This window comes from Aeromicrobium flavum, assembly GCF_007992115.1.
In the GTDB taxonomy this organism is placed as follows: Bacteria; Actinomycetota; Actinomycetes; order Propionibacteriales; family Nocardioidaceae; genus Aeromicrobium; species Aeromicrobium flavum.
Map to the genome: position 1 here is coordinate 138,335 of NZ_BJZQ01000006.1, position 20,076 is coordinate 158,410.

Annotated in this window: 21 protein-coding genes and 1 other RNA gene; 3 read left to right on the plus strand and 19 right to left on the minus strand. The window is 69.9% G+C overall.

What is annotated here, in order from left to right; all coding sequences use genetic code 11:
• The first annotated feature begins 16 nt into the window (after positions 1 to 16).
• Both AFL01nite_RS08375 and AFL01nite_RS08380 read left to right on the plus strand, forming a co-directional pair.
• Positions 17 to 1,009 carry an NYN domain-containing protein gene (locus AFL01nite_RS08375; protein WP_146827218.1) on the plus strand — a complete coding sequence of 331 codons (993 nt, stop codon included), beginning with the start codon at positions 17 to 19 and terminating at the stop codon, positions 1,007 to 1,009.
• A gap of 181 nt (positions 1,010 to 1,190) precedes the next feature.
• On the plus strand, positions 1,191 to 1,394 hold the full coding sequence (locus AFL01nite_RS08380; protein ID WP_146827219.1) for a cold-shock protein: 204 nt from the start codon (positions 1,191 to 1,193) through the stop codon (positions 1,392 to 1,394).
• Positions 1,395 to 1,473: 79 nt separating this feature from the next.
• Here the strand turns inward: AFL01nite_RS08380 and AFL01nite_RS08385 are convergent, their stop codons facing one another.
• Genes AFL01nite_RS08385 through AFL01nite_RS08395 form a run of 3 tightly spaced genes read right to left on the minus strand, consistent with a single transcriptional unit; the run spans position 1,474 to position 3,219 of the window.
• Positions 1,474 to 2,262, minus strand: coding sequence for an MBL fold metallo-hydrolase (locus tag AFL01nite_RS08385; protein ID WP_146827220.1), 789 nt, complete (start codon positions 2,260 to 2,262; stop codon positions 1,474 to 1,476).
• Positions 2,263 to 2,305: 43 nt separating this feature from the next.
• Entirely contained in the window at positions 2,306 to 2,791 is a 486-nt protein-coding gene (locus tag AFL01nite_RS08390; RefSeq protein ID WP_146827221.1) for a hypothetical protein, read from the minus strand.
• Between the two features lie 29 nt (positions 2,792 to 2,820).
• A complete protein-coding gene (locus tag AFL01nite_RS08395) occupies positions 2,821 to 3,219 on the minus strand; it encodes a pyridoxamine 5'-phosphate oxidase family protein (protein WP_246119646.1) in 399 nt (132 codons plus the stop codon).
• A 65-nt stretch (positions 3,220 to 3,284) separates the two neighbouring features.
• On the opposite strand from AFL01nite_RS08395, the gene AFL01nite_RS08400 reads away from it, so the two are divergent.
• Entirely contained in the window at positions 3,285 to 4,364 is a 1,080-nt protein-coding gene (locus AFL01nite_RS08400) for an NADH:flavin oxidoreductase (protein ID WP_146827223.1), read from the plus strand.
• Between the two features lie 4 nt (positions 4,365 to 4,368).
• Here AFL01nite_RS08400 and AFL01nite_RS08405 read toward each other — a convergent pair whose 3' ends face one another.
• From AFL01nite_RS08405 to AFL01nite_RS08480, 16 genes are all read right to left on the minus strand, one after another.
• On the minus strand, positions 4,369 to 5,583 hold the full coding sequence (locus AFL01nite_RS08405; RefSeq protein WP_146827224.1) for a fibronectin type III domain-containing protein: 1,215 nt from the start codon (positions 5,581 to 5,583) through the stop codon (positions 4,369 to 4,371).
• A gap of 123 nt (positions 5,584 to 5,706) precedes the next feature.
• Positions 5,707 to 6,077: a transfer-messenger RNA gene (ssrA, locus tag AFL01nite_RS08410) on the minus strand.
• A gap of 184 nt (positions 6,078 to 6,261) precedes the next feature.
• Complete coding sequence (locus AFL01nite_RS08415) at positions 6,262 to 7,128, minus strand: amidohydrolase family protein (RefSeq protein WP_146827225.1); 867 nt, start codon at positions 7,126 to 7,128, stop codon at positions 6,262 to 6,264.
• Positions 7,125 to 7,598 carry an SsrA-binding protein SmpB gene (gene smpB / locus AFL01nite_RS08420; protein WP_146827226.1) on the minus strand — a complete coding sequence of 158 codons (474 nt, stop codon included), beginning with the start codon at positions 7,596 to 7,598 and terminating at the stop codon, positions 7,125 to 7,127. Before smpB ends, AFL01nite_RS08415 begins: the two co-directional genes overlap by 4 nt.
• 34 nt (positions 7,599 to 7,632) lie before the next feature.
• Positions 7,633 to 8,955, minus strand: coding sequence for a M23 family metallopeptidase (locus tag AFL01nite_RS08425; protein WP_146827227.1), 1,323 nt, complete (start codon positions 8,953 to 8,955; stop codon positions 7,633 to 7,635).
• Positions 8,956 to 9,083: 128 nt separating this feature from the next.
• The gene (ftsX, locus tag AFL01nite_RS08430; RefSeq protein ID WP_146827228.1) at positions 9,084 to 9,998 is read right to left on the minus strand and encodes a permease-like cell division protein FtsX; all 915 of its coding nucleotides are present in this window, start codon (positions 9,996 to 9,998) and stop codon (positions 9,084 to 9,086) included.
• A gap of 5 nt (positions 9,999 to 10,003) precedes the next feature.
• Positions 10,004 to 10,693 (minus strand): cell division ATP-binding protein FtsE, encoded by a 690-nt coding sequence (ftsE, locus tag AFL01nite_RS08435; RefSeq protein ID WP_146827229.1) that lies wholly within the window; start codon positions 10,691 to 10,693, stop codon positions 10,004 to 10,006.
• 58 nt (positions 10,694 to 10,751) lie between these two features.
• Entirely contained in the window at positions 10,752 to 11,915 is a 1,164-nt protein-coding gene (locus AFL01nite_RS08440) for a Dyp-type peroxidase (protein WP_146827230.1), read from the minus strand.
• Between the two features lie 3 nt (positions 11,916 to 11,918).
• The gene (locus tag AFL01nite_RS08445; protein ID WP_146827231.1) at positions 11,919 to 12,392 is read right to left on the minus strand and encodes a copper chaperone PCu(A)C; all 474 of its coding nucleotides are present in this window, start codon (positions 12,390 to 12,392) and stop codon (positions 11,919 to 11,921) included.
• A 51-nt stretch (positions 12,393 to 12,443) separates the two neighbouring features.
• Entirely contained in the window at positions 12,444 to 13,943 is a 1,500-nt protein-coding gene (locus tag AFL01nite_RS08450; protein WP_146827232.1) for a CoA-acylating methylmalonate-semialdehyde dehydrogenase, read from the minus strand.
• Between the two features lie 25 nt (positions 13,944 to 13,968).
• The gene (locus AFL01nite_RS08455) at positions 13,969 to 15,294 is read right to left on the minus strand and encodes an aspartate aminotransferase family protein (protein ID WP_146827233.1); all 1,326 of its coding nucleotides are present in this window, start codon (positions 15,292 to 15,294) and stop codon (positions 13,969 to 13,971) included.
• 88 nt (positions 15,295 to 15,382) lie between these two features.
• Positions 15,383 to 16,513 carry an ABC transporter substrate-binding protein gene (locus AFL01nite_RS08460; RefSeq protein ID WP_146827234.1) on the minus strand — a complete coding sequence of 377 codons (1,131 nt, stop codon included), beginning with the start codon at positions 16,511 to 16,513 and terminating at the stop codon, positions 15,383 to 15,385.
• A 51-nt stretch (positions 16,514 to 16,564) separates the two neighbouring features.
• Positions 16,565 to 17,383, minus strand: coding sequence for an ABC transporter permease (locus AFL01nite_RS08465; RefSeq protein WP_146827235.1), 819 nt, complete (start codon positions 17,381 to 17,383; stop codon positions 16,565 to 16,567).
• Positions 17,380 to 18,192: an ABC transporter ATP-binding protein gene (locus AFL01nite_RS08470; protein WP_146827236.1), complete on the minus strand. Its 813-nt coding sequence runs from the start codon at positions 18,190 to 18,192 to the stop codon at positions 17,380 to 17,382. Before AFL01nite_RS08470 ends, AFL01nite_RS08465 begins: the two co-directional genes overlap by 4 nt.
• Positions 18,189 to 19,049: an ABC transporter permease gene (locus AFL01nite_RS08475; protein WP_146827270.1), complete on the minus strand. Its 861-nt coding sequence runs from the start codon at positions 19,047 to 19,049 to the stop codon at positions 18,189 to 18,191. The genes AFL01nite_RS08470 and AFL01nite_RS08475 overlap by 4 nt, the downstream gene beginning before the upstream one ends.
• Before the next feature lie 5 nt (positions 19,050 to 19,054).
• Positions 19,055 to 20,071: a TIGR03842 family LLM class F420-dependent oxidoreductase gene (locus AFL01nite_RS08480; RefSeq protein ID WP_146827269.1), complete on the minus strand. Its 1,017-nt coding sequence runs from the start codon at positions 20,069 to 20,071 to the stop codon at positions 19,055 to 19,057.
• Positions 20,072 to 20,076 lie beyond the last annotated feature (5 nt).

A 20,076-nucleotide genomic window follows, 5' to 3' on the forward strand; every position in this document is an offset into this window, starting at 1 on the left:
CGGGCAGACTGGACCCATGACCAACCCGAGCGACTCCGCCGTCGCCGTCTACCTGGACTTCGACAACATCGTCATCTCGCGCTACGACCAGGTCCACGGCAAGCAGGCGTTCTGGAAGAACCGTGACGCGGGCTTCGACGAGGCCAAGCTCCGGCAGGCCGAGGTCGACGTGCACGCCATCCTCGACTACGCCTCCTCCTTCGGACGCCTCGCGCTGACCCGCGCCTACGCCGACTGGTCGATGCCCGTCAACACGCGCTACAAGAAGCAGCTCGTTGACCGCGCCATCGACCTCATCCAGCTGTTCCCCGCCTCCGGCTCCAAGAACGGCGCCGACATCCGCCTGGCCGTCGACGCGCTCGAGGACATGGCCGGCATGCCGCACGTCGGCACCGTCGTCCTGGCCGCGGGCGACTCCGACTACATCCCGCTGGCGCAGCGCCTCAAGCGCATGGGCCGCTACGTCGTGGCCGTGGGCGTCGCCGGCGCCACGAGCCGCTCGCTCGCCGCGGCCTGTGACGAGCTGCTGACGTACGACAACCTCCCCGGCCTCACCCAGACCGGTGACGAGCAGGACCTCGAGGAGGCCACTCCTCCCCTGGCCAAGAAGACGTCGCGCCGCGGTGGCGGCCGCAAGCCCGCGGCCGCCAAGGACGAGGCCGAGCCGGCGGCCGAGCCCGTCAGCAGCCCGCCCGCCGAGGTGGCGCTCAAGCCGATCTTCGTGCCTGCCGGCGGCGACCCCGAGGAGGAGAACGACGAGTACGCGATGGCCCGTCAGGCCACCCGCCTGCTGCTGCGCGCCTTGCGCCTGCTCGGCGAGAAGGACTCCGACGACGAGTGGATCCACTCCGGCACGGTGAAGAGCCAGATGAAGCGCATGGACTCCTCCTTCAACGAGAAGGACCTGGGATACAAGACGTTCACCGACTTCCTCAAGTCGCGCAACAACGCCGTCGAGGTCGACGAGACCAACCAGACGCGCAAGGTGAGGTTGCGACCCGGACACTGAGTTCGCGCTTTCAGGCCACGTGCACTACAGTGAAGATTGTTGTTGCATGGCATGACTCGGCAGATTGAATGGTCGAGCCTCGTTTGAGGCTGTTCGGTTTTCTCTTTGGTTCGAAGTGACGCGTGACATCTAGTTAGTCGCACGCGATTCACGAGTGCGCATTACCTCCCAAGGAGACAACATGGCTACCGGAACTGTGAAGTGGTTCAACTCTGAAAAGGGCTTCGGCTTCATCGCGCCCGACGACGGCGGCGAGGACCTGTTCGCTCACTTCAGCGAGATCCAGGGCAACGGCTACCGTTCGCTCGAGGACAACCAGAAGGTCGAGTTCGAGGTGACGCAGGGCCAGAAGGGCCTGCAGGCCGCCAAGATCCGCGCGATCTGAGTTTTCTCAACAACACGAGAACTCCGAGAAAGCCCCCGCTTCGGCGGGGGCTTTCTCCATGCCCGGGGGTTTCCTCGGCTCAGACCTCGATGACCTGACCGTCGCGCCCGGTCTCGAAGCCCAGCATCGCCAGCCGCGCCTCCACGTCGGGCGGGTTGTGGTGACTCAGGTGCACGGCGACCACGCGGGTGCGGTCGTCCACGGCACCGGTCGCGCGCAGGGCCACGACCGCCTCCTCGAACGTCCGCAGGCCGTGGTGCCGCTCCCCCGCGAGGTCGGTCCGCTCGCCGAAGGTCTGCTCCATCAGCACGAGGTCGAGGCGCTCGGCGCCGATCTGCGCCAGGGCGCCGTCGGCCCACGGCCCGGTGTCGCAGGCGTAGAGGAGCGACCCGTCGGCCGCGTCGAGGCGGTAGAGCACCGCCTCACCCAGGGCCTCGTGAGCAGCGCGCACCACGCGGACCCGGTGCCGACCGGCTTCGAACGCGTTCCCCGCCGTCACCTCGACGAGACGCACCGACGTCTGGTCAGGCGCGAGCCAGTCCCGGCACAGCTCGATCGCCGGCGCCGGTCCGTAGACCGTCAGCGGCTGGTCACTCACCCAGCTGCGGTGCAGCAGGAACGCCGGGTCGAGATGGTCGGTGTGCGCGTGCGAGATCAGCACGGTGTCCACGTCGACCAGGTCGGCGCCCGCCCGCAGCGCCTGACGCGGCGCCTCCGGACCGGGGTCGATCCAGATCCGCCGGTCGACCAGCACGCTGGTAGGTGTGCGGAGGATTCCCTCTCGCAGCATCGCGACGCAGGAGTCGCACCGGCAGAACGGCGTCGGCCAGCCGTCGGCCGAGCCCGTCCCCAGCAGCAGCGCCTCCACGTCCCGAACGGTAACGGTCGTCTTGACCGCGCGGATCAGGGCTTCAGCGCGACGCCCCCACGCCCACGACGATGACGGCGGTCTCGTCGGCGGCCTTGGCGTCGAGGACCACGCGCGCGACGGGCTCGGAACCGAAGCCGGCTCGACCCACCTCCACGCGGTGCCCGCGCTGGTCGCACGTGATCTCCGCGCCGGCTCCGCGGGCCTGGTTGCCGGCGACGTTGTGGAGCGTGTAGCCGAAGTCGAGCTCCTCGCCGCCGTAACACGCCACCTCGAAAGCGGACACGATGGTCGGCTCGTCGAGCTCGAAGCTCATGTCGCCGTCCTCGTCGTGGATCTCCTCGGCGACGACCTCTTCGTCGGAGGGTTCGGTGAACCAGTTCCCCGACACGACGAACTCCCCGACTGCGGCCTCGAGCCGGGGCCGGTACTCTTCGGACCATGCCTGGGCGTCCTTCGGGGCCGGTTCGGGCCCTTCCGAGCACCCCGCCAGCAGGAGCAGGCACAGGGCGACGGCAACGATGCGCATCCGGGCACGCTAGCGGAGGACGCGGACCGTCAGTCGCGGACGGGCGGCTCGTCCCGCAGGCTGGGCGAGCACATGACCTTCTCGGGCGTGATCTCAATGACGACCCGCTGCGGGTTCTCGCGGGGCTGCCGGTAGCGCTGGGCGTACAGGTTCTCCGCGAGGGTGATCGAGTCGCGGTCGCGCAGGATCCGCGCCGTTCCGGCGATGCTGAGCCACTGCGGCCCCGCGACCTGGGCGACGGTGGCCCGCGGGTCGCGCTCGACGTTGCGCACCTTCTGGCTGCCGTCCATCGTCGTGATCCGCACGAGCCCCTCGAAGACCGTGAACCCGACCGCGACGACGTGGATCTGACCCTGCGGGCCCATCGTCGACAGCGTCGCCAGGTGGCGGTCGGTCAGGAAGTCGCCCTCGGGCAGCCAGACGGTCATGCCCACCATCATCGCGAGTCGCTCCCAGCGTTCTGGACTGGGAGCCGGTTCGTAGGCTGGAGGGCGTGCCGAACTCCCCCGCCGCTGCGCCCCTGACCCTCGCCCACGGACCCCGGTGGCCCAACCGCTGGACCCTGGCGCCCCTGACGAACAAGCAGAGCCACAGCGACGGTGTGCTGTCCGACGACGAGTACGCGTGGTTGGTCGCCCGCGCCCGCGGCGGGTTCGGCCTCGTGATGACCTGCGCGGCCTACGTCTCCCCCGAGGGGCAGGCGTGGGACGGCCAGCTCGGCATCAGCGACGACCGCCACGAGCCCGGCCTGCGCCGTCTCGCCGGCGGGATCCGCGAGCTCGGCGCGGTCTCCTCGATCCAGCTGCACCACGGCGGCATGCGCGCCGACTCCCGCCTCACCGGCACGCCCGCCGTGGCGCCGTGGGCCGACCCTGAGCGGGGTGTCGAGGCGCTCTCCACCGCCGACGTCCAGCGCGTGATCGACGACTTCGTCGCGGCCGCCGTCCGTGCGGAGCAGGTGGGCTTCGACGGCGTCGAGGTGCACGGCGCCCATGGCTACGTGCTGTGCCAGTTCCTCGACGCCCGCAAGAACCATCGCACGGACGGGTACGGCGGCTCCCTCGAGGAGCGCAGCCGGCCGCTGCGCGAGGTCCTGAGCGGGATCCGTGCGGCGACCGGACCGGACTTCCAGGTGGGAGTGCGCGTGTCGCCCGAGGGCTACGGCATCTCGATCGACGACGCCACGACGCTCGTCGAGCAGCTGATGGCGTCCGGCGACGTCGACTACCTCGACCTGTCGCTGTGGGACGTCACGAAGGAGCCCCGCGAGCCCGCCGCCAGCGGCCTGCTCATCGACCAGTTCGTCGACCTCCCCCGCCACGGCACCCGTCTCGGCGTCGCGGGCAAGATCCTCTCGGCGCAGGACGCCGACTGGTGCCTCGAGCGCGGTGCCGACTTCGTCACCGTGGGCACAGCCGCGATCATCCACCACGACTTCCCGCGCCGCGCGGCGGAGTCGGCCTCGTTCGTCAGCGAGCCGCAGCCGTTCCCCCGCGAGCGCCTCGAGCAGGAGGACCTTGGTCCCGCCTTCATCGACTACCTCGCCGACAACTGGGACGACTTCGTCGCCTGACCGGTCAGGACATCCGCAGGCGCACCAGGATCGGGCAGTGGTCCGAGCCGAGCGGGCCGACGTACTTCGTCCCGCGGATGGGGTTGGCGTTCGCCCACGACTCGACGCCGATCCCGTCGCCCCGACGGACCCACACCTTGTCGATGTGATCGCCGTGCGTGAAGCTCCGCACCGGCTTCAGGGCGCCCTTCGTGACGCTGTTGAAGTTCGGTCGCGTCAGCGTGCGCGCCTGGTCGTACGCGTCCAGGTAGCCGGCTGAGCCCATCACCCGCGCGGGAGTGTCGCCCGCGTGCCCGCGAGACTTGTTCGAGTTGAAGTCGCCGAGGTAGACCACGCGCGAGCGGTGGGTGTTGGCAGCGCCGACCTGCACCAGGAGCGAGCGGGTCTCCACGCGCCGTCGTGCGTTGGCGGCGCTGCCCGTCTGGTCGGAGATGTGGGCCGAGACGAACACGGTCTTCCGGCCGGTCCGGCGGTCGCGCAGCTCGGACCAGGTGGCGCGCTTTCCGTTCGGGAGGTTGATCGTCGCGGCGCGCGGCGTGGTCTCGACGACCGTCTCACCACCGTCCCCGTACGTGACGGTGTCGACGACCTGCTCGAACCGCGAGGTCCTGAAGGCGAGGGTGGAGACCTGGTAGTACCCGAACTCCGGGACCACCGTGTAGGCCGAGCGCAGGTCGCCGGCGATGGTCTTCCAGCCGAACGACTCCTGCAACGCCACCACGTCGGCGCCCGAGCGCAGGATCGTGTTCGTGACGACGCCTCGGCGCACGCTCCACGGCTTCATGCGCAGCTCGGGCCGGCGGTCGCACACCTGCGAGCAGATGTTGTAGGTCATGGTCGAGACGGGCGCCCCGGCCCTCGGCACGGAGATCGCCGCCGCGGGCTTGCAGGTGCGCGCGCTGGTGGCGACGTGCTGGCCCTTGCGGTTGTACGCCCGCACCTTGAAGCAGTACTCCACTCCGGAGCGCAGTCCGCGGACCGTCGCTCGGTTGGTCTTCGCCTTCGTGACCCGGAGGCCCTTCGTGAACGCGTAGTTGGCCGCGCGATGGACGCGGTAGGTCTTCGCGCCGCGGTACTTCGGCCACGTGAGCGTGACGGAGGACGAGGTGACGCCGGCGGCCTGGACCATACCCACACGCGGAAGGGCCTGGGCGGGAGTCGCGAGGAGACCACCGAGGGCGATCGTGAGCGCGAGCAGGGTGGTGAGGAAGGGGCGCATGTTCACAGTGGGAACAACGGTACGGAATTCGTCGGCCGCCCGCGGGCTTCTGATGCACCTCGCTCACCTCGAGACACAGCGAGAGCCGCTCCGACGGATCGGAGCGGCTCTCGTCCATGAGGGCTGTGGAGCTGCCGGGAATCGAACCCGGGTCCTATGACGCTGAACCAAGACTTCTCCGGGTGCAGTTCGTCTGGCGCTTTTCTCGGCCCCGGTGCTCGGACGAACGCGTCACCGACAGGCTCAGTAGCGAAAAAGTCCCGATCTGATCGCGCTACACGGTCAGATCAGCAAGTCCTCTAGATGAGATGGACGATCCGGGACGAGGACGCTCCCGGGTCCACCCTCCGCAAGTCGCTGTCAGGCAGCGAGGGCGAAGTCAGTGCGCTTGGAATCGGCACTTATGGGTTTGCAACGATCGTTTGAGAGATGACGTTGCCTTCTCTACCCGCTTCTCTTGGATCGAACGACCACAGTCGAAACCGATCAGCCCCTCTGGAATTGTCAATCTTCATCCATTCTAACCGCCTCACCCGCCGAATTGTTCCGCTCGATCCGTGACACTCTCGGTCGGGGACGTCGAGTGGCGCATTCCGGGGTCGCGAGTGGCGCAGAAAGGCCCGCCACTCGGCGAGTGGCGGGCGATTTTGCGCCACTCGCGGGGTGGGTGGGGCCGGGTCAGGAGCCGAGGAGATCGGCGCCGTTGGTCCACAGGACGGCGCGCATCCAGTCGTCGCCGAGCCCGAGCCGGTCGAGCGCCTCGACCTGGTGCGCGTACGGGTACGGGATGTTGGGGAAGTCGCTGCCGAAGACGATGCGGTCCTGCAGGGCGAGCAGCCGCTGCGGGTCCACCGGCGGGCGATCGGGGAAGAAGTCGACGAACGTCATCGTCGTGTCCAGTCGGACGTTCGGGTACCGCTCGGCGAGGTCGCAGAACCCGTCGACCTCGGGCATGCCGAGGTGGGCGATCACCAGGGGAAGCTCCGGGAAGCGCTCGAGCACGTGGGCCACGCCCTGCGGACCCGTGTGGGGGCCCGGCATCGGACCCGAGCCGGCGTGCAGCACGACCGGCACCTGCGCCTGCTCGATCGTGGCCCACACCGGATCGAGCAGCGGGTCATCGGCGGCGAACTCCCCCACCTGCAGGTGGGCCTTGAAGACGCGCGCGCCCTCGGCGATGACGGCGGGCACGTACTCGGCCGCCTCCGGCTCGGGGAAGAACGTGGCCGAGTGGACGCTCTCGGGCACCCGCGCCGCGAAGCCGGTCAGCCAGTCGTTCATGAAGGTGGCCACGCCCGGCTTGTGCGCGTACGACAGGGCGGTGAACCGCTTCACACCCAACGCACGCAGCGTCTCGACGCGCTCGTCGTCGCTGGTCCGGTAGTGGATGGGCCACGGCCGCCCCAGCTTCGGGCCGGCGGCGTCGAAGTACGCCCACACCTTCGCCAGCACCTGCGGGGCCATGAAGTGCACGTGCACGTCCGCGATCCCCGGCACGCCCAGCCGCTCGAGGTACGCGGCGAGCTCGGCGTCCTGCCAGGTCATATGCCCTTGAGGCGCCTGCCGACCTCGCGCTCGGCGTCGCGGGACGCCTGGCGCTCGGCGAGCGAGTGGCGCTTGTCGTACTCCTTCTTGCCCCGGGCCAGCGCGAGCTCGACCTTGGCCCGACCGTCCTTGAAGTACAGGCTGAGCGGGATGATCGTCAGGCCCTTGGCCTGCGTCCGGTGCTCGATCTTCTCGATCTCGTGCCGGTTCAGCAGGAGTTTGCGGCGGCGACGCGTCTCGTGGTTGGTCCACGTGCCGTTGTCGTACTGCGGGATGTGGACCTGCAGCAGCCACGCCTCACCGCGATCGATCTCACCGAAGCCGTCGACGAGCGAGGCACGACCCTGACGCAGCGACTTGACCTCGGTGCCGGTCAGGACGAGACCGGCCTCGAAGGTGTCCTCAATGTGATAGTCGTGCCGCGCCTTCTTGTTCTGCGCGATCATCTTGCGACCGGTCTCCTTGGCCATTCGACCATTCTGACAGGTCGGGTCCAGCGTGGGGTCAGAGCCAGTTCATCGGCTGGGTCGTCTGTCCGTTCGCCAGCACCATGAAGTGCAGGTGGCAACCGGTGGAGTACCCCGTCGAGCCGACGTAGCCGATGACCTCGCCGCGACTGACCTTCGCCCCCGACCCGCGCGCGAACCGCGACAGGTGGTTGTAGGTCGTGATGATGCTCTTGCCGCGCTTGACCCCGTTGTTGAGGATCACGCGGTTGCCGTAGGCGCCGTTGTAGTACTGCGAGATGATCCGGCCACCGGCCGCGGCACGGATCGGGGTGCCGCAGCCGACGCCGAAGTCGGTGCCGTCGTGGAGCTTGTAGACGCCCGTGATCGGGTGCCGGCGCATCCCGTACGGCGAGGTGATCGGTCCGGGGACCGGACGGCTGAGCGCACCGCCGGAGTCGCCTGAACCGCCGCCGCCACCGCCGTTGTCCTTGCCGCCGCCTCCTCCGCCGCCCTTCTTCCTGCGGGCACGCTCGGCGGCCTCGGCTGCCTTGCGAGCGGCCTCGAGCTCCTGCCGGACGATCTCGGCCATCTGGCTCTCGAGCCGGGACCTCTCGGCCTCCTGCTCGGCCAGCAGCTTCTGGTCCTCGGCCAGGGCGGCCTCGGCGCTGCGCTTGGCACCGGCGCGGGCCGTGACCAGCTGGGCCACGGACGCGGCCTGGGCCTCGGCCTGGGCGGTGAGTGCCTGCATCTGCACGACGACGGCCTCGGCCTGCTGCTTCTGGTCGGCGACGCGGTCGCGCAGCTTCTCGACCTTGTCGCGCTCGATGCCGAGCATGACCTCGGACGCCGCCAGCTCCTGCATGAGGGCGATCTGGGCGTCACCGATCGAGGTCGACGCACTCATCTGCTCGGAGAACTCGCCCGGGTCGGCGCCACGGAGCAGGTCGCCGAACGCCTTGAGCCCGGAGTCGCCGGCCATGACCGACTCGACGGCGAACGACTCGACGGCCCCGCGGGACTGCTTGAGCTCCTTCTCGGCCGCGTTCAGCGCAGCCTCGGCGGCCTCCAGCTCGGCCTCGGCCTTGTCGAGTTCGGCGCGCAGGCGCGCGTCCTCGGCCTGGGCGACGGCGAGCTTGCCGCGCGTCTGGCCCAGCTCGGTCTCGGCGGCGGCGAGGCGCGACGAGGCGGCATCGAGCGCGCGCTTGGCGTCGCGAGCGGCCTGCGTGGACTCCTGGACCTCGTCCTGGGCGTCCTTGAGCCGCTGCTTGTTCGCGCGCTGCTCGCGCTTGACGTCGTCCTTCTCGCCACCGAAGGTGGGCGCGCTCAAGCTGGCCACCAGCGTGATGCTGAGGGCCAGGGCGAGCAGCGGCTTGCGCATTCTCGTCATGGTCTCGAATCCGGGGAAGTGTCCACAGGGGACGGAATCGTGCGAACTGACGCGAGCGACTCTACGGCAGAGGTTGAGGGTTTGGCCGCCACATCGCTCCGCCGCGTGTCGGCCGCGGGCTAGACGTCCAGGTACTTGCGCGTCATGACGAACGTCGGCACGAGCGCCAGCAGCAGGGCCAGGACCGTGGTCATGCCCATGACGAGGAAGGCGTCCTCCCAGCGCACCCACGTGGTGATGCGGCCGAGCGTGTCGCGCAGGTAGCCGTAGACGACGAAGTGCATGAACGCCGCCAAGCCGCCGGCCGCGAGCGCCGCCGAGATGAAGGCCGCGACGAGCGACTCCAGCACGAACGGCGCCTGGATGTGCCAGCTGGAGGCGCCCACGAGGCGCATGATCCCGATCTCGCGACGGCGCGCGAACGCCGTCATCCGGATCGTGTTCGAGACCTGCAGGATCGCCGCGATGATGAGCAGGCCGGCCGTGGCCAGTGCCGCCCACTGCATCTTGTCGAGCATCTCGAACAGGGGTCCGAGCAGGTCGCGCAGGGAGTTGACGTTGCCCACGCCGTCCATGCCCGAGACCTCACTGACCACGCCGTCGAACTGCTGCGGGTCCTTCAGGGTGACGAAGTACGACTCGGGGAACGAGTCGACGCCGAGCGTCTCGAGCTGCTTGCGACCGGTGTCGGTCTGCCCGAGCAGCTCACGGGCCTGGGCGTAATTCTCCTTGGGGCTGCGGACGGCGAAGTCCTTGACCTCGGGGTTGTCCTGGAGCGCCGTCTGCACGGCCTGCTTCTGCTCGTCGGTGGCCGCGCCGCCGACGCACGTGGCCGCCGGGGAGTTCTTGGTGCACAGGTTGACCTGCAGCTGCAGCCGGTCGCCGAAGTACTGCTCGGTGCGCTCGGCCTGCGCCTGGATCAGCAGGCCCAGGGACGCCAGCAGCAGCGACACGCTCATGGTGACGATCAACGAGATCGTCATGGAGGTGTTGCGGGTCAGGCTGGCGCGCAGTTCGTTGAGGATCGCTCGCATGGGTCTCAGTTCTCGTAGCCGTAGATGCCGCGGGCCTCGTCACGGATCACGCGGCCCTCGTCGAGCTCGATGACGCGCTTGCGCATCTGGTCGACGATCGAGGAGTCGTGCGTGGCCATCAGGACGGTCGTGTCCTCGCGGTTGATCCGGTCGAGCAGCTTCATGATGCCGACGCTGGTGGTGGGATCGAGGTTGCCGGTGGGCTCGTCGGCGATGAGGATCATCGGCCGGTTGACGTAGGCGCGGGCGATCGCCACGCGCTGCTGCTCGCCACCGGAGAGCTCGTCGGGGCGCCGGTGGCCCTTGCCGTCGAGGCCGACCAGGTCGAGCGTCTCGGGGACGAGGCGCTTGATCTCGTCGCGCGGCTTGCCGATCACCTCGAGGGCGTAGGCGACGTTCTCGAAGACGGTCTTGTTCGGCAGCAGCCGGAAGTCCTGGAACACCGTGCCGAGCTGGCGCCGCAGCTTGGGCACCTTCCAGCTCGAGAGCTTGTTGATCTCCTTGCCGGCGACGTAGACGTGACCCGACGTGGGCCGGGCCTCACGCAGGATCAGGCGCAGGAAGGTCGACTTGCCGGAGCCGGACGAGCCGACCAGGAAGACGAACTCGCCCTTGTTGATCTCGAGGTCGACGCGGTCGAGGGCAGCACGCTTCTGGCCGGGGTAGGTCTTGGTGACCTTGTCGAAGCGAATCACTCGATCGAGTGTAGGTGGGTCGCCTGAGGATTCCGTGCAAGCGAGCCGCGCTCCGCGCTCACGTGAACAACGCCTCACCGACGTGCTCGCCGGGGCGCACTCCGCACGGGATCGCGAAGACCGCCGAACCGATCGGCGTCGTCCACGCGTTGAGGGCGTCCTGCTCGGCCAGGCGCGCCTGGATCGGCAGGTACTGGCGCTCCAGGTCGGCCTGGAAGGCCGAGAAGACCAGGCCTGATCCGGTCGCGTCGTCATAGTTGTAGCCCCGCCGGAAGATGCGCTGGCCGGCGTCGTCGGGCCGGGCGCGACGCACGTGGGCCGCCGGCCCCACCACGGTGAACCCCCGCGCGTCGACTGCCTCGAGGTCGACGTCGTCGGCCTCGCTACCGCCGGTCGTCGGAGCACCGTCGGCCAGCCGGCGACCGATCGAGAACTCGCGGCCCGCCCGGCCCACCTCGTCCCAGGTGTCGAGGTTCATGGCGATGCGTCGGACCACCATCGTCGTCCCGCCGTCGAGCCACGCGTCGGCGCCGGTGCGCCACACGATCTCGTCGAACGCCCGCGAACCGGGCGCCTCGTTCGCGCTGCCGTCGACCTGGCCGAAGAGGTTGCGCATCGCGGTGCCCGGACGGTGCGTCCCGGCACCGTGGCGAAAGCCGTCCTGACGCCAGCGGACCGTCGTGAACGCCCGGGAGTCACGCACCAACAGGCGCACGGCGTGCGCCACCGTCGTGGGGTCGTCGGCGGCCACCTGCAGCAGCAGGTCTCCCCCGCTCCACCGCTCCTCGAGGCGGTCGATCGTGCGGTAAGCGGGCAACGGGCCCAACCAGGTCGGAACGGCGCGCCGCCCCCGGACCGTCGCGACGAGACCCGGGCCGAACCCGAAGGTCACCGTGAGGCGGGCCGGCACCGCTGCGAGCTCGGGTTCCTGGTCGGCCAGGGGCGCTCGACCACGGGTCATGCGCTCGGCGTCGTCGGTCAGCAGCAGGAGCAAGCGGCGGACCGCCTCGGCGTCGATCCCGGGCCGGAGGTCGAGCGCGAGCAGGCTCTGGTGCGCCTGCGGATCCATCGACACACCGGCCTGGTGCGGGCCGTGGAAGTCGACGGTGAGCGGTCCGGTGGCGGCGGCGTCCGCGCCGCCCATCACACCGCCGAGCGCCGCGCCGCCCACGGCGGCGGCACCGACGGCCGCAGCTCCCCCGAAGAGGGCACGACGCTTCATCGGTCAGTGCTCCTCGGTGCCCTCGTAGTCCTCCGCGCCACCGGCGAAGTCCTTGGCCGTGGCAGTGACGTCGAAGGTCGAGCCGTCGTCGAACTCGAGCGTGAACGTGACCTCCTGACCGGGATCGATCGCCTCGGTCAGCTCCATCAGCATGAGGTGGTTGCCGCCGGGCTCGAGCATGAGAGAGCCACCCGCGGGGACCGTCAGGCTCTCGACCGGACGCATGGTGCCGTCGGCAGTCTCGTGCAGCTCGGCGGTGTCGGTGAGGTCGGTCGTGACGCCGACGATCGTGGCGTCCTCCTCAGCGCTGTTGCTCACCACCATGAACGCGGCGCTCATGTTCATGTCGGTGGCCTTGACCCAGGCGTTCGCGGCGGCGACGCCGGAAGCCTGGGTGTTGTCGTCGGAACCGCCGTCACCACACCCCGAGAGGACCAGAACCGCGGCGAACAGGACAGGGAGGAGGCGAGGGAACACGCGGCCAGCCTACCCCCCGGGGGGTTCGCCCCGGGGGTGCTGGGCGCCACCTCAGTCGTGCTGGGGGAAGCCCAGGTTCAGGCCGCCGTGACTGGGATCGAGCCAGCGCTGCGTGACGGCCTTCTCGCGGGTGAAGAAGTCCAGCCCGTGCGGTCCGTACGCCTTGGCGTCGCCGAACAGCGAGGCCTTCCAGCCGCCGAAGGAGTGGTAGGCCACCGGCACGGGGATCGGCACGTTGACGCCCACCATCCCCACCTCGACCGAGCGGACGAAGCGCCGCGCGGCGCCGCCGTCGTTGGTGAAGATCGCCGTGCCGTTGCCGTAGAGGCCCGAGTTGATGATCTCGAGCCCCTCCTCGTACCCGGACACGCGCACGATCGACAGGACGGGCCCGAAGATCTCGTCGGTGTAGACGGCCGAGGTGAGCGGGACGTGGTCGATCAGGGTGGGGCCGAGCCAGAACCCCTCCTCCGGGCCGTCGATGTCGGTGTCGCGGCCGTCGACGACGAGCGTCGCGCCGTCGGCCTGCGCCACGTCGAGGTAGCCCGCCACCTTGTCGCGGTGCTCGCGCGTGATCAACGGCCCCATGTCGCAGCCCTTGCGGCCGTCGCCGGTCACGACCTGCGCCATCCGCTCGGAGATCTTCGCGACCAGCTCGTCGGCGATGCTGTCGGTGGCCAGGACGACGCTGATCGCCATGCACCGCTCCCCCGCCGACCCGAAGCCGGCGTTGACGGCCGAGTCGGCGACGAGGTCGAGGTCGGCGTCGGGCAGCACGAGCATGTGGTTCTTGGCGCCGCCGAGGGCCTGCACGCGCTTGCCCGCCGCCGTGCCCTTCTCGTAGACGTACCGCGCGATCGGCGTGGAGCCGACGAACGAGATCGAGGCGACCTGGGGGTGGTCGAGCAGCGCGTCGACGGCCTCCTTGTCGCCGTGCACGACGTTGAACACCCCGTCCGGGAGGCCCGCCTCGGTGAACAGCTCGGCCATCCAGTTGGCGGCCGTGGGGTCCTTCTCGCTGGGCTTGAGGATCACGGTGTTGCCGGTGGCGATGGCCAGCGGGAAGAACCACATCGGCACCATGGCCGGGAAGTTGAACGGGCTGATGATGCCCACCACGCCCAGCGGCTGTCGCAGCGAGTAGACGTCGACACCGCCCGACACCTGGTCGGAGTACGCGCCCTTCGTCAGGTGGGGCATCGAGCAGGCGAACTCCACGACCTCCAGACCGCGGGCGATCTCGCCGCCGGCGTCGGACAGGACCTTGCCGTGCTCGGCGGTGAGGATCTCGGCCAGCTCGCCCTTGCGCTCGTTCAGCAGTTGGCGGAACGCGAACATCACGTTCTGGCGCGTCGTGATCGACGCCTCGCTCCACTGGGCGAAGGAGGTGCGGGCGGACAGGACCGCGACGTCCACGTCGGCGGCGGTGGCGAGGCGCACCTGCTTCTGCACCACACCCTCGGCGGGGTTGTAGACGGGGCTCGTCCGCTCGGACTGGCCGGCGAACGCGGCGCCGCCCACGTAGTGGTCGAGGATCGGGGTGTCGGTCATGGCAGGGCTCCTGGGGGAAGGGGTTTCAGAGGGACGGGTCGACGAGGCTGAGCACCTCGTCGTAGATGGTGACGGCCTCGGCGACGTCGTCGCGGGTGACGACGCACGGAGGCACCGCGTGGATGCGGTTGTCGACGATGAACGGCAGCAGGCCGCGCTTCACGAGCTCGGCCTTCACCGTGCCCATCGCGGCCGCGGGCAGGGGCGCGCGGGTCTGCGGGTCGGCCACCAGCTCGATCGCCCAGAAGACGCCGACGCCGCGCACCTCGCCGACGCTCGGGTGGCGCTCCGCGAGGTCCTGGAGCGCCGGGCCGAGGACGTCGCGGCCGATCGTGGCGGCGTTCTCGACGATGCCCTCGGCCGTCATGGCGTCGATCGAGGCGACGATGGAGGCCATCGCCAGCGGGTGGCCGCTGTAGGTGAGCCCGCCGGGGAACACGCGCTCGTCGAAGGTGGCGGCGATCGCGTCGCTGATGATGACGCCGCCCACCGGGACGTAGCCCGAGTTCACTCCCTTGGCGAACGTGATCAGGTCCGGCACGACCCCGTGCGCGGTGTGGGCGAACCAGTCGCCGGTGCGGCCGAAGCCGGCCATGACCTCGTCGAGGATCAGCACGATGCCGTGCTGGTCGCACACCTCGCGGACGCCCGCCAGGTACCCCGGCGGCGGCACGAGCACGCCGGCCGTGCCGGGGATCGACTCGAGCAGGACCGCGGCGATCGAGGCCGGCCCCTCCACCTCGATCATCCGGCGCAGGTGCTGCAGGGCCCGCTCGCACTCCTGCTCGGGCGTCTCGGCCCAGAACTCGCTGCGGTAGAGGTACGGGCCGAAGAAGTGGACGTGACCGCGGGCGAACTCGTTCGGCACGCGCCGCCAGTCACCGGTCGCGACGATCGCCGCGCCGGTGTTGCCGTGGTACGACCGGTACCGCGAGAGGACCTTGTCGCGGCCGGTGTGCAGGCGCGCCATCCGGATCGCGTTCTCGACCGCGTCGGCGCCGCCGTTGGTGAAGAAGACCTTGTCCATCCCGTCCGGCGCCACCGCGGCGATCCGGCGGGCCGCCTCACCACGGACCAGGTGGGCCGTCGGCGGGCTGATCGTCGTCAGCTGCTGTGCCTGCTCGACGATCGCCTGCACGACGGCCGGGTGCTGGTGGCCGATGTTGACGTTGACCAGCTGGCTGGAGAAGTCGAGGTACTCGCGTCCGGCGTGGTCCCAGACTCGCGTGCCGCTGCCGCCGGCGATGACCACGGGATCGAGCGCGCCCTGCGCGGACCAGGAGTGGAAGACGTGCGCCCGGTCGAGCGCGTACGCGCGGGCGTCGAGGTCAAGGGTGGCGTCGTGGTCCATCGGTGTGGCTTCCTTCGGTGAGTCGCTGCGGTGTCGCCGGGTGTCGTCCCGGGGCTGGCGAGCCCCGGGACGACGCCCGGCCGTGGTCCTACTTGCCGCCCTCCTTCAGGGTGACGGCGATCGGCTCGAAGTCCTCGTCCAGCACGTCGAGCCCTTCGTCCTTGAGCTCGGCGAGAGCCTTCTCGACATACTCGTTGGTGAAGGCGGTCGCCGGGGGCTCCTTGCTGATGATCGTCGCACCGGTCTCGTTCTTCGTGCCCAGCGCGATGTCGACGGTGCGCTTCCACGCCGCCTCGTCGATGAGGCCGACGCCGTTCGTCGACGGCCAGATCAGCTTGTTGACCTCGTTGGTCATCCACAGCTGGTGGCTCTCGCCCAGCTGCGAGCCGGCCTCGGTGACGATCGTCGCCGCGTCCTCCGGGTTGTCCTTGGCGTACGCCCACCCCTTGATCGAGGCCTTGATGAACGCGACGGTCTGCTCGGCGTACTCGGTGTCCTCGAGCTTGTCTGCCTGGGCCCAGATCGCATCCTGCAGCATGGCCGTGCCGGCCTCGTTCCAGTCGATGACCTCGAGGTCCTCGGGCTGGTAGAGCTTGCCGGTCTTCGGGTTCTTGGTCTCGAGCACCTGCGCGTACTCGTTGTAGGTCATGGCCTGGGCCGCGTCGATGTCACCCGCGAGGAAGCCGTTCATGTCGAACGCCTGCTGGACGAGCTTGATGTCCTTGACGCCCACGCCGTCCTTCTGCATCCCGGCGAACAGCTCCCACTCGTTGCCGTAGCCCCACGACCCGACCTTCTTGCTCTTCAGGTCGGCCGGCTTCGCGATCCCCCGGTCCTTGAACGAGATCTGGGTGGTGGCCGACCGCTCGAAGATCTGCGCGACGTTCGTGATTTCGGCGCCCTGTTCGATCGCTCCGAGCACCTTCGGCACCCAGGAGATCGCGTAGTCGACGTCGCCCGCGCTGAGGACGTCCTGCGGCACGATGTCCGGCCCGCCCTCGACGATCTCGACGTCGAGCCCCTCGTCCTCGTAGAAGCCCTGGTCGACCGCGGCGTAGTACCCCGCGAACTGCGCCTGCGCGACCCACTGCAGCTGCAGCTTGACCTTCGTGAGATCGCTCTCGGCACTGTCGTCGTCGCTGCCCCCGCAACCGGCGAGCGTGAGCGACGCCACGGCCACGATGGCCGCCGCCTTCCCCCAGATGCTGTTCTTCCTCATGGTTCTCCTCGATGGGTGTTGTGGTGGCCGGCCGCTGGAGCGGACGGGGTCTCAGGTGGTCGCGCGATGGCGGGTGAACCACAGCTCGGCGGCCAGGGTGGCGACGTAGAACGTCAGTCCCAGCACGATGGAGCCGAAGACGTACGCCCACGCCAGTGCGTAGTCGCTGCCGGCCGCGGCCGACGTGATCGACTTGCCCAGTCCCCCGATCGGACCGCCGAAGTACTCGGCGATGAGCGCGCTGATGACGGCCAGGCTCGAGGCGATGCGCAGCCCGGTGAACACGAAGGGCACGGCGGTCGGCAGGGTGACGGTCGACGCGACCCAGGCCGGGCGGGCGGCGTAGGCGCGCATCAGGTCGCGGTGGACCGGCAGCACCTGACGCAGGCCGCGCAGCGTGTTCAGGTAGACCGGCACCACGACCGACAGGGCCGCGACGAGGATCCGCGCGGTGTCCGCCGCAGCTCCGAACATCGTGTAGAGCACCGGCGCGAGGGCCACGATGGGCACGACCGAGAGGGCGGCCACGACCGGCGCGGCCATCTGGTCCAGCACGCGGCTCGCACTCGACACGAGGGCCGCGAGCACGCCGACGACTGCGCCGATCAGCAACCCGGCCAGGGCGTTGCGCCCCGTCACGACCGAGCCCGAGCAGATCGTCGGGAGGTTCTCGAGCACCTCGCCCGCGATCGCCGCGGGCGCCGGCACGACGAACGGGTCGATGTCGAACAGCCGCACGCCGAACTCCCAGGCGCCGAGCAGGACCACGCCGAGCCCGATCGGCGCCAGGACGGCGTGGCTGCCGGCTCCCGAGAGGCGGAACCGTGTCTCGGCGGCCTGGGCCGCACCCACGGCGGCTGTGCTGGTCATCGCGTCTCGACTCCTCGGACCGCGACGGGCGCCGTGCCGTGGAGGTGCTCGCGGACCGCCGCGACGGCATGGAAGAAACCCGCCTCGTCGCGCACCGCGTCCGTGCGACTGCTGGACGAGCCCAGCTGGCAGTCGACCACGCCCGTGATGCGTCCGGGTCGCGGCGACATCACGACGACGCGGTCGGACAGGAAGACCGCCTCGGGGATGGAGTGGGTCACGAACACGACCGCTGCGCCCGTCTCCGCGGCGATCCTGACCAGCTCGTTCTGCATCCGCTCGCGGGTGATCTCATCGAGGGCGCCGAACGGCTCGTCCATCAACAGCAGCTTCGGGCTCTCGGCGAGGGCACGGGCGATCGCCACCCGCTGCTGCATGCCGCCCGACAGCTGGTCGGGGTGGTGGTCGGCGAAGTCGGTCAGCCCGATCAGCTCCAGCAGCTCGGCCGCGCGCGCCCTCCGGGCCCCCTTCGCCACCCCGTGCACCTGCAGCGGCAGCTCGATGTTCGCGGCCACCGTGCGCCACGGCAGCAGGCCGGCCTGCTGGAACGCGATCCCGTACTCCCGGTCGAGCCGCGCCTGCCGCGGGCCCTTGCCGCGCACGGCGATGGTGCCGGACGTGGGCTGGTCGAGGTCGGCGATCAGCCGCAGCAGGGTGCTCTTGCCACACCCGCTCGGGCCGATCAGCGAGACGAACTCGCCCGCGGCGACCGTGAGGTCGACGTCGTCGAGCGCGACGACGGGTCCCTTCTTCGTGTCGAAGACGCGGCTGACGCCGGCAACCTCGACGGCGTGGGTGCCGGCACTCATGACAGGACCTCCTGGCGACGGTAGGGCTTGAGGAAGAGGCCGAGCAGCGCCACGACACCCCCGGCGACCAGGCCGACGGCGACCGCGCCGAAGATCGGGGCCCACGGCTTGGCCGGGTCTCCCCCGGCCGACTGGGCGTACTCGATGACGAGGCGGCCGATGCCCCCGCGCAGTCCGATCGAGGCCTCGGCGACGACCGTGCCGATCACGGCGCTGGCGGCCGCCAGGCGCAGGGCCGAGAGCAGGTAGGGCACCGAGGAGGGCAACCGCAGGGTGCGCAGCGTGGTCCACCAGCCGACCCCGTACGCGTGCATGAGGTCCACCTGGCTGGCGACCGGAGACTTGAGCCCGCGCAGGGCGCCGACCGCGATGGGGAAGAACGCCAGGTACGCCGCGATCACCGCGACGGAGTACTCGTTCTGCCACTCGAGGCCGCCGACCTCCAGCTGCGAGCCCCACCGCCGCACCAGCGGCGCGATCGCGATGAGCGGCACGGTCTGGCTGAGGATGACCCAGGGCAGGATCGCCGACTCCGCCAGTCCCGACCGCGCCATCAGCACGGCCAGCGCCAGTCCGACGACGACCGCGACCAGCCAGCCGACCGCGGCGATCCGCAACGTGAACCCGGCAGCGCCGAGGACGACCACGAGGACGCTGTCGGCGTCGGAGGCGCCGCTGGCCGGCTCACCGAAGACCCGCAGCATCTCCCACACGTGCGGCATCGCGAGGTCGCTCGTGCGGGGCAGCACGACGGTCCCGCCGACGGTGACGCCCGCCTCGGGCCCGACCGCACGGTAGAGCTCCCACGTCGCCACCAGCGCGAGCACCCCGAGCAGTCCCGCGACCAGCGCACGCATCCTGCTCACGTCGTCGCCGCGATCGTGTCGGTGAGGGCCGGGATGACGGTCTCGCCGTAGACCCGCAGGGACTCCTCCTTGTTGTCGTGCTGGAGGTAGCCCGCGAAGTGGTCGACACCGATCGACTCGAGCTCCTGGAGCTTCTCGACGTGGTCGGCCGCCGTGCCCAACACGCAGAACCGGTCGACGATCTCGTCGGGGACGAAGTCGACGTGGTCGTTGTGCGTCTTGCCGTGGCTGTTGTAGTCGTAGCCCTGGCGGCCCTCGATGTAGTCGGTCAGCGCCTGCGGCACCGCGCCGCCGTCGCCGTACTTGGCCACGATGTCGGCGACGTGGTTGCCGACCATCCCGCCGAACCAGCGGCACTGGTCGCGCATGTGGGCCCAGTCGTCGCCGATGTAGAACGGCGCGGAGACGCAGAAGGTGATCTCGTCGGGGTCGCGGCCGGCGTCCTCGGCCGCCCGGCGCACCGTCGTGATCATCCAGCGGGCGATGTCGACGTCGGCCAGCTGCAGGATGAACCCGTCGGCGACCTGCCCGGTCAGCTCGAGCGCCCGGGGACCGTACGCCGCCACCCACAGCTCGAGCTCGGACGTCGAGACCCACGGGAGCCGCAGCGTGGTGTCGCGGTACTCGACCTCGCGGCAGTTCGCGAGCTCGCGGATCACGTGGATCGACTCGCGCAGCTCCTGGAGCGTGCTGGGCCGCCCGTTCGTGACGCGCACCGCGGAGTCGCCGCGGCCGATGCCGCAGATCGTGCGGTTGCCGTACATCTCGTTGAGCGTCGCAAAGATCGAGGCGGTGACGGTCCAGTCGCGCGTCGCCGGGTTCGTCACGAACGGTCCGACCTTGATGCGGTGCGTCTCAGCCAGGATCTGGCTGTAGATGACGTACGGCTCCTGCCACAGCAGGTGCGAGTCGAAGGTCCACACGGTGCTGAAGCCGTGGGCCTCGGCCAGCTTCGCGAGCTGGACGGTCCGCCACGCGGGCGGGTTGGTCTGGAGTACCGCGCCGAAGTCCATCGTCG

Coding starts and splice junctions, on each gene's coding strand:
- AFL01nite_RS08395 (WP_246119646.1), bottom strand. CDS start 3,219: ATGACCGTCTGGCTGCCCGAGGGCGACTTCCTGACCGACCGCCACCTG.
- AFL01nite_RS08405 (WP_146827224.1), bottom strand. CDS start 5,583: ATGCGCCCCTTCCTCACCACCCTGCTCGCGCTCACGATCGCCCTCGGT.
- AFL01nite_RS08440 (WP_146827230.1), bottom strand. CDS start 11,915: ATGAAGCGTCGTGCCCTCTTCGGGGGAGCTGCGGCCGTCGGTGCCGCC.
- AFL01nite_RS08450 (WP_146827232.1), bottom strand. CDS start 13,943: ATGACCGACACCCCGATCCTCGACCACTACGTGGGCGGCGCCGCGTTC.
- AFL01nite_RS08375 (WP_146827218.1), top strand. CDS start 17: ATGACCAACCCGAGCGACTCCGCCGTCGCCGTCTACCTGGACTTCGAC.
- AFL01nite_RS08390 (WP_146827221.1), bottom strand. CDS start 2,791: ATGCGCATCGTTGCCGTCGCCCTGTGCCTGCTCCTGCTGGCGGGGTGC.
- AFL01nite_RS08475 (WP_146827270.1), bottom strand. CDS start 19,049: ATGCGTGCGCTGGTCGCGGGACTGCTCGGGGTGCTCGCGCTGGTGGCG.
- smpB (WP_146827226.1), bottom strand. CDS start 7,598: ATGGCCAAGGAGACCGGTCGCAAGATGATCGCGCAGAACAAGAAGGCG.
- AFL01nite_RS08380 (WP_146827219.1), top strand. CDS start 1,191: ATGGCTACCGGAACTGTGAAGTGGTTCAACTCTGAAAAGGGCTTCGGC.
- AFL01nite_RS08480 (WP_146827269.1), bottom strand. CDS start 20,071: ATGGACTTCGGCGCGGTACTCCAGACCAACCCGCCCGCGTGGCGGACC.
- AFL01nite_RS08460 (WP_146827234.1), bottom strand. CDS start 16,513: ATGAGGAAGAACAGCATCTGGGGGAAGGCGGCGGCCATCGTGGCCGTG.
- AFL01nite_RS08425 (WP_146827227.1), bottom strand. CDS start 8,955: ATGCGCAAGCCGCTGCTCGCCCTGGCCCTCAGCATCACGCTGGTGGCC.
- ftsX (WP_146827228.1), bottom strand. CDS start 9,998: ATGCGAGCGATCCTCAACGAACTGCGCGCCAGCCTGACCCGCAACACC.
- AFL01nite_RS08415 (WP_146827225.1), bottom strand. CDS start 7,128: ATGACCTGGCAGGACGCCGAGCTCGCCGCGTACCTCGAGCGGCTGGGC.
- AFL01nite_RS08465 (WP_146827235.1), bottom strand. CDS start 17,383: ATGACCAGCACAGCCGCCGTGGGTGCGGCCCAGGCCGCCGAGACACGG.
- AFL01nite_RS08455 (WP_146827233.1), bottom strand. CDS start 15,294: ATGGACCACGACGCCACCCTTGACCTCGACGCCCGCGCGTACGCGCTC.
- AFL01nite_RS08470 (WP_146827236.1), bottom strand. CDS start 18,192: ATGAGTGCCGGCACCCACGCCGTCGAGGTTGCCGGCGTCAGCCGCGTC.